Genomic DNA, 13,572 nt, shown 5'->3' on the forward strand with positions numbered 1-13,572 from the left:
GATTCGCCAAGGTGGGCGCAATAGAAAAATGGCCGGGATATCCCGGCCATTCTTTTATCTCACTCGAGCACCCGCCACTTAGCCGCGCGTGATCTCGCCATCGCGACGGCGCCACAGGTCCAGCGGGTTACCGTCGGTCAGCGCTTGCGGCAGCAGATCGGCCGGGAAATCCTGATAGCACACCGGACGCAGGAAACGCTCGATCGACGTCGTACCGACCGAAGTCGCGCGGCTATCGGACGTCGCCGGGAACGGGCCACCATGCACCATCGCGTGCGACACCTCGACGCCCGTCGGAAAACCGTTCACCAGAATCCGACCGGCCTTGCGCTCGAGAATCGGCACCAGCTTCTTCGCCGTCGGCAGATCGGCGCTGTCCATCTGCACCGTGGCGGTCAACTGGCCGGCAAAGTGCTCGGCAACCGCGAGCAGTTCCTGCTCGTCCTTGCAACGGACGATGGTCGACGCCGGGCCGAACACCTCGTCTTCCAGCGCCGGCGTGGCGAGGAACGTCTGCGCATCGGTCACGAACAACGCCGCACGCGCCTGGGTCGGGCCGTTTGTCTCGACACCGCGAGCCACGGCCTCGACGCCCTTCGTCGCCGCCAGCTTGCCCTCGCCTTCTTCGTAAGCGGCGCAGATGCCGGACGTCAGCATGGTTTGCGCGGGCTTGCCACTCAGCGCGTCCGACGCCGTGGCGACAAAACGCTTGAGCGCGTCGCTGTCGACGGCAATCGCGAGGCCCGGATTGGTACAGAACTGACCAGCGCCGAGCACCAGCGAATCGACGAAACCACGCGCGATGCCCTCGCCGCGCTCAGCCAGCGCATCTGACAACAGGAACACGGGATTGATGCTGCTCATTTCCGCGTAGACCGGAATCGGCTCAGCACGCGCCGCCGCCACGCGCATCAGCGACGTGCCGCCCGCGCGCGAACCGGTGAAGCCGACCGCCTTGATCGCCGGATGCGCGACCAGCGCCTCGCCGACGGAATTCCCCGCGCCGACGATCATCGAGAACACGCCTTCAGGCAAGTCCATTTCCTGCGCGACCCGCTGGATCACGCGGCCGACCATCTCGGACGTGCCGAGGTGAGCGCGGTGCGCCTTCACCACGACCGGGCAGCCGGCCGCGAGCGCCGCCGCCGTGTCGCCACCCGCCACCGAAAACGCGAGCGGGAAATTGCTGGCGCCGAATACCGCGACCGGGCCGAGTGGAATCTTTTGCATGCGCAGGTCGGAGCGCGGCAGCGGCTTGCGCTCCGGCAGCGGCGAATCGAGCGTGGCGGCGAGCCACTGGCCGGCGCGCACGACTTGCGCGAACAGCTTGAGCTGGCCGGTCGTGCGGCCGCGTTCACCTTCGAGACGCGCCTTCGGCAGACCCGATTCCTGATGCGCCCGCTCGATCAGTGCATCGCCCAACGCCGTAATGCCGTCGGCGATACGTTCGAGGAACTCGGCGCGCACAGTCAGCGGCAGATGGCGGTACGGATCGAACGCCTGCTGCGCCAGTTCACACGCCTGCCCGACGAGGGCCACCGAGCCGCTGCCGAAAACCGGCTCCGCGATATCGGATCCCGTGGCAGGATTGAACGCATGCAATGGTTTTTCCTCGCCGCGTACCGCTTTGCGGCCGATCAGCATTTCGCCGGTAATAGACATTTGCTTTCCTTGAGTGAAGGCCTGAGATATAAGTCATCCTACAACATTGTGAGGCATGCGCGCAACCTGAAACGCTTGCCTGGCGAGGAGTCCGGGTTAACGTGACCATTACAACCGGTGAGACCGGTGCTAATCTGCAATCAAGACATACGACGACCTATAACTCGTGTTAAGCCGTCGTCGGAGCTTGCCCGATCCATTGCCGTTCGAGGAAAACAGCCCATGCCAGCCGCCACGCCTTACCAGCCCTTACCCAATAGTTTCCGCCGAGCAGTGTGCGGCGGTGAAACCCTGATCGGCTGCTGGGCGTCGCTCGCCAGCCCGATCGTCACTGAACTGCTCGGCATTGTCGGCTTCGACTGGATGCTGCTGGACGCCGAGCACGCGCCGAACGACGTCCTCACGCTGATCCCGCAGTTGATGGCACTCAAGGATAGCGCCAGCGCGCCGGTCGTGCGGCCGCCCGCTAACGACAGCGTGTTCATCAAGCGGCTCCTCGACAGCGGCTTTTCGAATTTCCTGGTGCCGTTCGTGGAAAGCGCTGACGACGCGGCCCGCGCCGTCGCCGCCACGCGTTACCCGCCGCAGGGCATTCGCGGCGTCTCGGTGAGCCACCGCGGCAATCGTTACGCGACGGTGCCCGACTACTTCGACGTCGCCAACGACAACGTCTGCGTCATCGTGCAGATCGAGAGCCGCAAGGCCGTCGACGCGATCGACGACATTCTCGTTGTTGACGGCGTGGACGCCGTGTTCGTCGGACCGTCCGACCTCGCGGCCGCGTACGGCCATCTCGGCAACCCGAATCATCCCGACGTGCAGGCGGCGATCGCGCGCGTGTTTGAACGCGCACAGGCCGCGGGCAAGCCGAGCGGCATCCTTGCCCCGGTGCAGGCCGACGCGGAGCGCTACATCTCCATGGGCTGCCGCGTCGTCGCGGTCTGCGCGGATATGGGGCTGCTGAAAGCCGCCGCGCAAACGGTTCAAAAACACTTCATGCAGAAACAGGCTGGCCAGCAATAACCCCGCCGCCATGACATCTTCGGAGCATTCCATGCAAAAAGCAGGCTTTATCGGACTCGGCATCATGGGCAAGCCCATGGCCGCCAACCTTCTCAAGAACGGCGTCGCGCTGGCAGCGTTCACGCGCAGCGGCGTGCCCGGCGATCTCATCCGGGCGGGCGCCGTCGCGTGCGACAGCCCGGCCGCCGTGGCCGCGCAGGCCGACGTGATTTTCATCATGGTGCCGGACACGCCCGACGTCGAGCGCGTGCTGTTCGGCGAGCAGGGTCTTGCGAGCGTATTGCGCGCGGGACAAACCGTGGTCGACATGAGCTCGATTTCGCCGATGGCCACCCGCGAGTTCGCCGCCCGCGTGCGCGAGAGCGGCGCGGAGTATCTGGATGCGCCGGTTTCCGGCGGCGAAGTCGGCGCCAAGGCGGGCTCGCTGACCATCATGGTGGGCGGCGAAACCGCGACGTTCGATGCCGTCAAGCCGCTCTTCGACATGATGGGCAAGAACGTCACGCTGATTGGTGGCGTCGGCGCCGGCCAGGTGTGCAAGGTGGCCAACCAGGTGATCGTCGCTGCGACGATCGAGGCTGTGGGCGAAGCGCTGCTACTCGCGTCCAAGGCCGGCGTCGATCCGGCGCGCGTGCGTGAAGCGCTGATGGGCGGCTTCGCGTCGTCGCGCATTCTCGAAGTGCACGGCGAACGCATGACCAAACGCACCTTCGATCCGGGCTTCCGCATCGAACTGCACCAGAAGGATCTGAACCTCGCGCTCTCGACCGCGCAATCGCTCGGTGTATCCCTGCCGAATACGGCCACCTGCCAGGCACTGTTCAACGCCTGCGTCGCGCACGGCGGCAAAGCGTGGGATCACTCGGCGATGGTGCGTGCGCTCGAATTCCTCGCCGATCACGAGATCGGCCAGAAGACCGCTTAAGCCGCACGCCGCTTGTCGATGCGCCGCCCGCTTGCCTGATGCAGATAGGCAGGACGGAGCGGCGCATACGTGCGTTCGCGGGCTTCGCAGCGAGTTAACTGAAGTTGCGCCACTTCCATCGGCAAAGTTTTTTACAAACATTAAGGATACCTTACGTTAAGGAAACAGATTCGACGAGCTGCATTTCCCCAAGTAGCAACGATTATTGACAACGCCCGCAAAGGGCAAGGAGACATCCGTGGCAACCATAGATAAAACCAACGGCAAGCGGGTAGCATCGAAAATGCCCGGCCAGGCTGAACCGAATTCACCCGCTCGCCGCGCCTTTATCGTGCTGGCGGGTACGTCGGCGGGCGCGACCCTGCTTGGCGGCTTGTCCGCCTGCGGCGGCTCCGTCAATGGCGGTACCCCCACCCCGCCCGTGGTACAGGACCCGATCTGGGGCACCTCGGGCGCCGCGACGCAGATCATCGCGTCCTTGCAAGGCATCACCCAGTCGATGTTCGCCGCACGCGACTTCGTGGTCACGCAGTACGGTGCCGCGCCGTGCACCGTCGTTGCCGCGGCCAATCCGTACACGGGCTCGGCATCGGTCGCGAGTCCCGGTTCGAACCTGACCAACGCCGCCGCCTCGTTCGACTCTCGCCCCGCGTTCCTCGCCGCCATCCAGGCCTGCAACGCCGCGGGCGGCGGCCGCGTGGTCGTGCCGGCCGGCACGTGGTACTGCGCCGGGCCGATCGTCCTGCTGAGCAACGTGAACTTCCACCTCAGCGCGAATTGCACGATCTATTTCAGCCCGAACCCCGCCGACTATGCGAAGGACGGTCCGGTCGCCTGCGGCGCCAACGGCAATCTGTTCTATAGCCGCTGGCAGGCGAACGATTGCCTGAACTACGGCTCGCCGGTCTATGCACGCAACCAGACCAACATCGCCCTGACCGGCGAAGACGCGACCTCGGTGCTCAACGGGCAAGCCATGACGCCGTTCGCCGGCAGCGGCAACACCGCGACGTGCTGGTGGACCTTCAAGGGATCGAATGGCGCATACGGCTGCGTAAATTCGTCCACGCCGTCGCAGGCGTACCTCAATCCGAAGAACGTCGATCTGAAAATCGCCGCTCCCGGCATTTCCGACGCGCTCTACGCGCAACTGACCAGTCCCACGACTCCGTGGCAGGAGGATCAGAACTACCTGCCCGCTCTCTCCGAAGCAGGCGTGCCGATTGCGCAGCGCGTCTTCGGCGTCGGCCACTATCTGCGCCCGTGCATGGTCGAGTTCATCGGCTGCACGAATGTGTTGATGGAGGACTACAGCACCAACAACACGCCGTTCTGGCAGCATCATCCGACCGATTGCAAGAACGTCGTGATTCGTGGCGTCACGACCAACAGCATCGGCCCGAATAACGACGGCTTCGATCCGGACGCGTGCGACAACGTGCTCTGTGACGGCGTGACGTTCAACACGGGCGACGACTGCATCGCGATCAAGTCGGGCAAGGATCTGGATACGCAATACGGCCCCGCGCAGAATCACGTGATCCAGAACTGCACGATGAATAGCGGCCACGGCGGCATCACGCTCGGCAGCGAAATGGGCGGCGGCGTGCAGAACATCTACGCCCGCAAGCTGCAGATGCTGAATCAGAACTGGGCGACCAATCCGCTGAACATCGCGATTCGCATCAAGACGAATATGAATCGCGGCGGCTTCGTGAAGAACTTCTACGTCGATACCGTCACGCTGCCCAACGGCGTCGCCCTGAAAGGCGGGGGTTACGGTAGCGCGTTGCTGAGCGGCAGCCCGATCAACGCCACGGTGCCGCTCGGCGTCGTGACGGCGACGGCGGCCAATCCATCGGCAGCACAAGGCGGCCTGATCACGTTCGACTGCGACTATCAACCGGCGAACGACGCGATTCGAATCCGGCCAGCAGTCGTGCAGAACGTGAACATTTCGAACGTGACGGCGAGCAACGTGACGCTCAACGGCGTGACCGGCTCGTGCTTTCAGGCAATCGTCGCCCAAGGGCCCGTCGCGTTCGACTACAACGGCGCGGCCCCGACGCCGACCATTCCGCCGATCAGCGGCGTGACGATCTCGAACTGCAATCTGGGCACGGCGGTTTCGGCCGGACCCGCGAGCGCGACCACGCCTGGACCGATCTACGCGTACAACGTCAACGGTATTACGTTGAACAATGTGGTAATCGGCGCGACGACTTACAACACGACGGTCGTCGACAAGCGTTAAGCAGTTAGCGGTTGAACGGCTGGGCGAAGTGCGAGCTTCGTCCCAGCCGTGAAGTTGGAAGCAACGCAGTGAACAAGGCAAAAAAATGGCGGCGCCCGAAAGCGCCGCCATGTCCATTTCCGGCTCGACTGATCAGCGTCCGGAATTCATCATGACCTGGCCAGACTCACTTGGCCACGACACTCGCCGGCGTCCAGCGCGGCTCGGGCGTCTTGTCGGCGCTCTTCGCCAGCAGACACACCACAGCAGCCGCAATGATGTCGAACACCGCCAGCACCACGAACAGTGGGCTGTAGCCGATCTGCGTAACCAGCACGCCGAACAGCGCCGTGAATGCAGCAGCGCCCAGATAACCCGCCATGCCGCCCATGCCAGTCGCGGTAGCGACTTCGTTCTTGCCGAACATATCGGACGTGATCGCGTACAACGCACCCGACAAGGTCTGATGCGCAAAACCGCCGACGCACAGCAGCGCCACCGCCACGTAAGGACTCGCCACCAGGCCGACGCAGGCCGGTCCGATCATGAACAGCGCGCCGACCACGAACACCATCTTGCGCGACGTGAACAGCGACACCTTGGCGTACTTGTGAAACAGCGGACTGAGATAACCGCCCAGCACGCAGCCGATGTCGGCGGCCAGAAACGGCATCCATGCATACAACGCGACTTCCTTCAGGTTCATGTGACGCTCGGTCATCATGTACAACGGAATCCACGCGTTGAAGGTCTGCCAGGCCGGCTCGGACAGCATGCGCGGAATCCCGATCGCCCAGAAGTCGCGGCTGCCGAGCATGGCGATCCAACTGCGCTTGGCGGCGCCGGCGTCGCTGTGCTTCGCTTCCTGGCCGCTGAGAATGTAGTCGCGTTCAGCGTCGCCCAACAGCTTCTGGTTGCGCGGATGTTTGTAGAGCACCATCCATAGCAGACTCCAGACAATCCCGGCCACGCCGACGATCACGAAGGCCAACTGCCACTCGCCGCGCAACAGCGCCCACACCACCAGCGGCGGCGCCAGCAACGCGCCGATCGACGAGCCAATGTTGAACCAGCCGATCGCCACCGAGCGCTCCTTGGCGGGGAACCACTCGCTCGTCGCCTTGACGCCGGCCGGAATGCCGGCCGCTTCCGCAATGCCGAGCAGGCCGCGGAAGAACGCGAGGCTGCGCCAGCCCATCGACCACGCCGCCGCGGCGCACGCCAGCGACCATGCCAGCGCGAACGCCGCAAAGCCGATCTTGGTGCCGACGGTGTCGAGCAGATAGCCGGCAACCGGCTGCATGAATGCATAGCAAAGCTGCCACGCCACGACCACGTGCGAATACTGCTCCGTGGTGATGTGGAGGTCTTTCATCAGCGTCGGCGCCGCGACTGACAGCGTATTGCGCGCGAGGTAATTGATAATGAGCCCGGCCGCGACCAGACTGACCATCCACCAGCGGATGCCCTTGATTTTCATTGCTGCGTCTCCTCGTAATCCTGAACGGCTCAAACAGGCCGCGTGGCGGAAGCGGCCGAGCCGTCCGGAGCGGCATCATCGCGCGAATAATCGATACCTACAAAGCCGCCGCCCTGGAAGCGCTGGCCCAGCGCGTCGAGCGGATTCGGTCGCGCGAGAATTTCTTCGGCGTAGACCTCGGCGTCCTGCGTCGGCTGATAGCCCAGACGTTCGGCGCCGCTGTTGTCCCACCAGCTACGTGTGTTAGCCGACACGCCCCAGATGGTCAGGAAGCCCACGTTCTCCGCTTCGACGCAGCGGTCGAGAAAATGCAGCAGATCGCGATGACCGAACCAGGTGCTCAGGTGCCGGGGCTCGGTCGGCCGCTCGAGGCAACTGCCGATGCGCACGCACACGCTCTCGATGCCGTGCTTGTCCCAGTACATTCTTGCGAGCGCTTCGCCCCACACTTTGCTCAGGCCGTAGAAACCGTCCGGGCGCAGTTCGCAGTCGAGGCTGAGATGCTCGGTGACCGGATACATGCCGATCGCGTGATTGGAGCTGGCGAACACGATGCGCTTCACGCCTTGCCGACGCGCGCCTTCGTACACTTCGACCAGCCCGCGCAGATTGTTTTCGATGATCTCCGGCAGCGGACGCTCCACGCTCGTACCCGCGAAATGGATCAGGACGTCGACGCCTTCCAGCAGACGATCCACGATCGCGGGATCGCGCAAGTCGCCGTGCATCACGTCCTCGCCTTCCACGAGCGGCACGAGGGCCTTCGAGCCCGCGGCCGAACGCAACGGCGTGCCGCGTGCGATCAACGCCGCGCGTACCACCGAGCCAAGCTGGCCACCGGCTCCACTCAGAGCAATCTTTTTCATAAGGTTCCTTTCCTGCGCCGCGCGCAATCGAACTTGGGTACAGCCGTCGCTTCTGTCGTGACGGCAGTCTCTGCTGATTTGGCTATAGTTGTACGATAACGTACTATCAGCGATGCCAGACCGGATTTCAATTAGGCACTTACCCTTATCTCAGCGATGCGTCGATCAAATTTCCCTTAATAAACAAACTAATACGCTAGTTGTATTTATGTGACATCGTATAACTAGAACCGAGTTTTTTACCCTGAATCTGTGCTGAAGAACCGCGTCGGCCAGCTCCGCGCAGACGCCCACAAGCGCGTAGACTTGATGCGCTCACGCGCAAGCCGAACTGCCGCCATCTCCCGGCGCAGCGCCTCTCTTCGATTCATTTTTTCGCGCCGCACGCCACCATGCTCACTGCCCACTGTTCCGTGCAATCCGTCGCCCTGCCGGCTGAGTCGGGCGTCGCCCGTTTGTATGACGCGCCGGACCTCGCCGACGCGTACGCGGTCCGCCTGCCCGAGAACGCCATCGACGATCCGGAGTTGCTGGCGCGCTTCGTGTTTGCGCATCAGGCAGGATGGGTCGCCACGCTGATGAGCTTGCGCGATGCGATCGTCGCCCGTTTTGGCCTGAAGACCGCGACGCAGTTGCGCAGCACCAGGGATCCCGCCGCCGCAAGGGAGCGCATCGACATCTTCAGGATCTACACGCGTAGCGCGCACGAGATCATCCTCGGCGAAAACGACCGCCATCTCGACTTCCGGGTTTCAGTGCTGCAGCAAACCCACGGCACGCGCGAAAGCCGCTCGCGCTATCTGATCCTGTCCACTGTCGTGCACTGCCACAATCGACTCGGCCGTTTCTATATTCTCGCGATCGCGCCGTTCCACCGGATGGTGGTCCGCTCGTCATTGCGGCGAGCGGCGCGCGTCGGCTGGCCGACCGCCTGAGTGGTTTGAAACGCGGGCGCGTGAACGATCACGGCCCGCGGTTCGGGTCGAGTGCAACTGGGGCACGCTTGCTTACCCGCAGCGCGCCGCACTCGCGACATCAACGCATCAACGCATCAACGCGTCACCGCGTCACCGCGTCACCGCGTTACGACCCGATGAACTCCAGCAGATCACCGTTCACCTTGGCGGCCTCGACGGTGCACATGCCGTGCTGGCCGCCGGGATAGACCTTCAGCGTGGCGTCCTTCACTATTTTCGCGGTCAGACGGCCGGCCGCATCGATCGGCACGATCTGGTCGTCGTCGCCGTGCAGCACCAGGGTCGGCACGTCGATCTTCTTCAGATCTTCCGTGTAGTCGACTTCGGAAAACTGTTTGATGCAGTCGTACAGCCCCTTGATCGAGCCGGCCATGCCCTGGACCCAGAACGAATCGATCACGCCTTGCGACACCTTCGCGCCCGGGCGGTTGTAGCCGTAGAACGGCAGCGCGAGATCCTTGAAAAACTGCGAGCGGTCGTCTTCCACACCTTTGCGGATGCCGTCGAACACATCGATCGGCGTGCCGTTCGGATTGCTCTCAGTCTTCAGCATCAACGGCGGCACCGCGCCGATCAGCACGGCCTTCGCGACGCGTTGCGTGCCATGCCGGCCGATGTAATGCGCGACCTCCCCGCCGCCCGTCGAATGACCGACGAGCGTGGCGTCCTTCAGGTCGAGTTGTTCGATTAGCGCGGCGAGATCGTCGGCGTAGGTATCCATGTCATTGCCGTCCCACGTCTGCTCTGACCGGCCATGCCCGCGCCGGTCATGCGCGATCACGCGAAAGCCTTTGCTGCCGAGGAACAGCATCTGCGCGTCCCAGGCGTCCGCGCTCAATGGCCAGCCGTGCGAGAAGACGACCGGGCGACCGTTGCCCCAGTCCTTGTAGAAAATCTGCGTGCCGTCTTTCGTCTTGATCGTGCTCATCTTCTGACTCCTTGTGGATGAAGTCTGCCGTCGCCGGCAGGTGGATGAAGCGTGCCCTCTCGAACCATTCGCGCAGCACGCGACACGACGCCCGTTCAGGCACGGCATGCCTCGCGCACCCCACGTTGATGACGGATTCGCGACGCACCCGGGCCGTTCGGCCGGCGCGTCGGCTATGACTATTCGAAGCGAATAACGGGAAAAAAGTACTGGAATGCCTACACGGCGTGCACGCGTAAGTAGCATGCGCTCATTTGAAAAACGCTGCCGTTTGGCTGCCTGCATGGTATGAGCAATCGAGCTCGTTGGCTAGCCGCCGGGCGCATGGAAAGTCGGATTGAATGGAGAGATTGTCGGTTGATGACAAGCCGATCCCAATTGCCGAACATCGGCTCGCGGATCAAATCCGCGGGCGGCGACCTGAGCTTGCCCCAGGGAGATGCCGAGAGCAGATCAAACGCGTTCGAACTCGCCCATGCGACGATGCTGCAGCGCGGTCGATTGCCGCAGTCGCGCCGTCGGCGCACCGAAACCGTGCCCGACGCGCGCACCGAGGCGATCAGGAAAACTTGATATCCATCAACGACTTGTCGTCTAAAAATAAAAAAACGCCGCAAAACAACGCGGTTTTTTGACGCACGTCGCGTCGCAGCAAAAAAATCGACCATCCCCTACTCTTGCGCCATCTGCCCAGCGCAGTGCGCACCGACAACGGTCGACGCGCGTAGTCCGCCCTCGCGGACCCAACGCACTTCAAGCACTTCACGCTCATGAACTCCGCTCTATCGGCATTCGATCTCGCGCGCATCCAGTTTGCGTTCACCGTCTCGTTCCACATCGTTTTTCCGGCGCTCAGCATCGGCCTCGCCAGCTTCATCGCCGTCCTCGAATGGCGCTGGCTGAAAACCCGCAAGGCGTACTACAAAGACCTTTGCCTGTTCTGGTCGAAGATCTTCGCAGTGGCCTTCGGGATGGGCGTGGTCTCCGGCGTGGTGATGAGCTATCAGTTCGGCACCAACTGGTCGGGTTTCTCCAGTTTCGCCGGCCCTGTGACCGGCCCTCTGTTGATGTACGAAGTGATGACCGCGTTCTTCCTCGAAGCGGGCTTCCTCGGCATCATGCTGTTCGGCTGGCAGCGCGTGAGTCCGCGCGCGCACTTCGGCGCCACGCTGATGGTGGCGATCGGCACGCTGATCTCGACCTTCTGGATTCTCGCCTCCAATAGCTGGATGCAAACGCCGCAAGGCTTCGAAGTCGTCAACGGCCGCGTCGTGCCGCTCGACTGGTTCAAGATCGTGTTCAATCCGTCGTTCCCGTACCGGCTCGCGCATATGGCGCTCGCGGCGTTCATCGTCGCGGCGCTGGTGGTGTCGGCGGTGGGCGCGTGGCATCTGTTGCGCGGACGGCGCGATCCGGCCGTCAAGAAGATGTTCTCGATGGCGCTCTGGCTCCTGCTGATCCTCACGCCGATCCAGGCGTTCGTCGGTGATCAGCATGGTTTGAACACGCGCAAATATCAGCCCGCCAAGATCGCGGCGATCGAAGGTCTGTGGGACACCGAGAAAGGCGGCACCGCGCTGAACCTGTTCGGCATTCCCGACATGCAGGCGGAAACCACGCGCTACGCCGTGTCGATTCCGCACTTGGGCAGCCTGATCCTCACGCATAGTTGGGACGGCGAAATTCGCGGCCTCAAGGAATTTCCGCCGCAAGACCGGCCGAACTCGACGGTGGTGTTCTGGAGCTTTCGCGTCATGGCCGGCCTCGGCGTGCTGATGATCGTGATGTCGGTGGCCGCCTGGGTGCTGCGCCGCCGTGGACGCCTGTTCGAATCGAAGTGGTTCCAGCGCGTCGCCGTGGCGATGGGGCCGACGGGTTTCATCACGCTGCTGGCCGGCTGGGTCACCACCGAAGCGGGTCGTCAGCCGTGGGTCGTGTACGGCGTGATGCGCACCTCGCAGGCCGTGTCGCCGCTCACCACGCAGCAGGTCGGCATCTCGCTGATGACCTTCGTGGTCGTGTACTTCCTCGTGTTCGGCACCGGCGTCTACTACATGCTCAAGCTGATGCGCGCGGGTCCGGCGCTGCCTGGACACACGCCGCACGAAGCGCCGGCGCGCTTGCCAGAGCGCTTGCCAAACGAGACCGCGCGCCGCCCGCTTTCCGCCGCCGATCACATGATCGACGCCGCCTGAACCCACCCTGCTTCACCCGTTACTTGCGATAGAGAAAGAACATGGACGTAACCGTAGTGTGGGCCGCGATCATCGCGCTGGGCCTTTTCATGTATGTGGTGCTGGACGGCTTCGATCTGGGCATCGGCATCATCTTCCCGTTCTTCCCCGATGAGAAGGAACGCGACCTGATGATGAACACCGTCGCGCCGGTGTGGGACGGCAACGAAACCTGGCTGGTGCTCGGCGGCGCGGGTCTCTTTGCCGTGTTTCCCGCGGTCTACTCGACCGTGTTGTCCGCGCTGTATCTGCCGCTGATCTTCATGCTCGTGTGTCTGATCTTTCGCGGCGTGTCGTTCGAGATTCGCGCCAAGGCCAATCGGACGAAGCATCTGTGGGACCTCGCGTTCATCGGCGGCTCGGCGGGCGCGACGTTCTTTCAGGGCATTGCGCTGGGCGCGTTCCTGCAAGGCATTCCTGTGATCGACGGCGCGTATGCCGGCGACGCCTTCGGCTGGCTCACGCCGTTCAGCCTGCTCACGGGCCTCGGCCTCGTCGTTACCTATGCGCTGCTCGGCTGCTGCTGGCTGGTGGCGAAGACCGAAGGCGATCTGCAACGCCGCCTGCATCGCGTGGTCTGGCCGTTGACCGTCGTGCTGCTCGGCTTCGTCGCGATGGTCAGCCTGTGGACACCGCTGCAGGATCCGAATATCGCGCAACGCTGGTTCCACGACGGCATCTTCTACCGTCTGCTGCCGGTGCCCTTCCTCGTGGCGGTCTCTGCATTCTTCATGCATCGCGCGGTGCGTGAGCGGCATCACAACACGCCGTTCGCGCTTGCACTGCTGCTGGTGCTGCTCGGCTACGCGGGGCTGCTGGTGAGCTTGTGGCCGTATGCGATTCCGTCGAGCATGACGCTCTGGGAAGCGGCCGCGCCGCGCTCGAGCCAGATGTTCACGCTGGCCGGCGCAGCGGTGATTCTGCCGATCATCATCGCCTATACGACGATGGGTTATTGGGTATTTCGCGGCAAGGTGCGTCATGGCGACCAACATCACTATCACTAAGCAGACGAACCCGGACGCAACGCTCGGCGCATCGACCGCGCCGGCGCGCAAACTGCCGGGCTGGCTCTGGTTCATCGCGCTGTGGTGCTTCGGCGTGGGCTCGGCGATGTCACTCGGATTCGCATTCAAGCTTCTGATGAATGCGACGTTATTTGCAGTCAAATAGAGACTGCTTCAGCGCGCTTCGATCCGGCGCGCATAACCTTCGGAATCCTGCATGGACGCCTTCAAAAAAGG

At 63.3% G+C, this 13,572-nt stretch carries 12 protein-coding genes; 8 read left to right on the top strand and 4 right to left on the bottom strand.

Features of this window, described 5'->3' with window-relative positions; genetic code table 11:
- Positions 1 to 78: 78 nt before the first annotated feature.
- Positions 79 to 1,662 carry an aldehyde dehydrogenase (NADP(+)) gene (locus tag PQR32_RS32885; protein WP_408237109.1) on the bottom strand — a complete coding sequence of 528 codons (1,584 nt, stop codon included), beginning with the start codon at positions 1,660 to 1,662 and terminating at the stop codon, positions 79 to 81.
- Between the two features lie 222 nt (positions 1,663 to 1,884).
- On the opposite strand from PQR32_RS32885, the gene garL reads away from it, so the two are divergent.
- From garL to PQR32_RS32900, 3 genes are all read left to right on the top strand, one after another.
- Entirely contained in the window at positions 1,885 to 2,685 is an 801-nt protein-coding gene (gene garL, locus PQR32_RS32890) for a 2-dehydro-3-deoxyglucarate aldolase (protein ID WP_408237112.1), read from the top strand.
- Between the two features lie 31 nt (positions 2,686 to 2,716).
- Positions 2,717 to 3,610, top strand: a complete 894-nt coding sequence (locus tag PQR32_RS32895) for a 2-hydroxy-3-oxopropionate reductase (protein WP_408237115.1) — start codon at positions 2,717 to 2,719, stop codon at positions 3,608 to 3,610.
- Between the two features lie 283 nt (positions 3,611 to 3,893).
- Complete coding sequence (locus PQR32_RS32900) at positions 3,894 to 5,864, top strand: glycoside hydrolase family 28 protein (protein WP_408237284.1); 1,971 nt, start codon at positions 3,894 to 3,896, stop codon at positions 5,862 to 5,864.
- A gap of 166 nt (positions 5,865 to 6,030) precedes the next feature.
- Here PQR32_RS32900 and PQR32_RS32905 read toward each other — a convergent pair whose 3' ends face one another.
- Entirely contained in the window at positions 6,031 to 7,323 is a 1,293-nt protein-coding gene (locus tag PQR32_RS32905; RefSeq protein ID WP_408237118.1) for an MFS transporter, read from the bottom strand.
- A gap of 29 nt (positions 7,324 to 7,352) precedes the next feature.
- Positions 7,353 to 8,189 (bottom strand): NAD-dependent epimerase/dehydratase family protein, encoded by an 837-nt coding sequence (locus PQR32_RS32910; RefSeq protein ID WP_408237121.1) that lies wholly within the window; start codon positions 8,187 to 8,189, stop codon positions 7,353 to 7,355.
- A 392-nt stretch (positions 8,190 to 8,581) separates the two neighbouring features.
- Here PQR32_RS32910 and PQR32_RS32915 point away from each other — a divergent pair, with 392 nt between their 5' ends.
- Positions 8,582 to 9,124, top strand: a complete 543-nt coding sequence (locus PQR32_RS32915; protein WP_408237124.1) for a DUF2867 domain-containing protein — start codon at positions 8,582 to 8,584, stop codon at positions 9,122 to 9,124.
- A 148-nt stretch (positions 9,125 to 9,272) separates the two neighbouring features.
- On the opposite strand, the gene PQR32_RS32920 is transcribed toward PQR32_RS32915, so the two are convergent.
- Positions 9,273 to 10,094 carry an alpha/beta fold hydrolase gene (locus PQR32_RS32920; protein ID WP_408237127.1) on the bottom strand — a complete coding sequence of 274 codons (822 nt, stop codon included), beginning with the start codon at positions 10,092 to 10,094 and terminating at the stop codon, positions 9,273 to 9,275.
- Between the two features lie 378 nt (positions 10,095 to 10,472).
- Here PQR32_RS32920 and PQR32_RS32925 point away from each other — a divergent pair, with 378 nt between their 5' ends.
- The 4 genes from PQR32_RS32925 (at position 10,473) to PQR32_RS32940 (ending at position 13,501) form a co-directional block, all read left to right on the top strand.
- Positions 10,473 to 10,667, top strand: coding sequence for a hypothetical protein (locus PQR32_RS32925; protein ID WP_408237130.1), 195 nt, complete (start codon positions 10,473 to 10,475; stop codon positions 10,665 to 10,667).
- Between the two features lie 197 nt (positions 10,668 to 10,864).
- Entirely contained in the window at positions 10,865 to 12,289 is a 1,425-nt protein-coding gene (locus PQR32_RS32930) for a cytochrome ubiquinol oxidase subunit I (protein ID WP_408237133.1), read from the top strand.
- 41 nt (positions 12,290 to 12,330) lie between these two features.
- On the top strand, positions 12,331 to 13,335 hold the full coding sequence (gene cydB, locus PQR32_RS32935; RefSeq protein WP_408237136.1) for a cytochrome d ubiquinol oxidase subunit II: 1,005 nt from the start codon (positions 12,331 to 12,333) through the stop codon (positions 13,333 to 13,335).
- Entirely contained in the window at positions 13,310 to 13,501 is a 192-nt protein-coding gene (locus PQR32_RS32940; RefSeq protein ID WP_408237138.1) for a hypothetical protein, read from the top strand. Before cydB ends, PQR32_RS32940 begins: the two co-directional genes overlap by 26 nt.
- The last annotated feature ends 71 nt before the right edge of the window (positions 13,502 to 13,572 follow it).

The organism is Paraburkholderia dipogonis (assembly GCF_046027395.1).
Taxonomy (GTDB): Bacteria; Pseudomonadota; Gammaproteobacteria; order Burkholderiales; family Burkholderiaceae; genus Paraburkholderia; species Paraburkholderia dipogonis_A.

What these genes read in the sequence shown, in the direction of transcription:
- garL (WP_408237112.1), top strand. Translation starts at nt 1,885, where the DNA reads ATGCCAGCCGCCACGCCTTACCAGCCCTTACCCAATAGTTTCCGCCGA.
- PQR32_RS32900 (WP_408237284.1), top strand. Translation starts at nt 3,894, where the DNA reads ATGCCCGGCCAGGCTGAACCGAATTCACCCGCTCGCCGCGCCTTTATC.
- PQR32_RS32885 (WP_408237109.1), bottom strand. Translation starts at nt 1,662, where the DNA reads ATGTCTATTACCGGCGAAATGCTGATCGGCCGCAAAGCGGTACGCGGC.
- cydB (WP_408237136.1), top strand. Translation starts at nt 12,331, where the DNA reads ATGGACGTAACCGTAGTGTGGGCCGCGATCATCGCGCTGGGCCTTTTC.
- PQR32_RS32920 (WP_408237127.1), bottom strand. Translation starts at nt 10,094, where the DNA reads ATGAGCACGATCAAGACGAAAGACGGCACGCAGATTTTCTACAAGGAC.
- PQR32_RS32930 (WP_408237133.1), top strand. Translation starts at nt 10,865, where the DNA reads ATGAACTCCGCTCTATCGGCATTCGATCTCGCGCGCATCCAGTTTGCG.
- PQR32_RS32910 (WP_408237121.1), bottom strand. Translation starts at nt 8,189, where the DNA reads ATGAAAAAGATTGCTCTGAGTGGAGCCGGTGGCCAGCTTGGCTCGGTG.
- PQR32_RS32905 (WP_408237118.1), bottom strand. Translation starts at nt 7,323, where the DNA reads ATGAAAATCAAGGGCATCCGCTGGTGGATGGTCAGTCTGGTCGCGGCC.
- PQR32_RS32940 (WP_408237138.1), top strand. Translation starts at nt 13,310, where the DNA reads ATGGCGACCAACATCACTATCACTAAGCAGACGAACCCGGACGCAACG.
- PQR32_RS32915 (WP_408237124.1), top strand. Translation starts at nt 8,582, where the DNA reads ATGCTCACTGCCCACTGTTCCGTGCAATCCGTCGCCCTGCCGGCTGAG.
- PQR32_RS32895 (WP_408237115.1), top strand. Translation starts at nt 2,717, where the DNA reads ATGCAAAAAGCAGGCTTTATCGGACTCGGCATCATGGGCAAGCCCATG.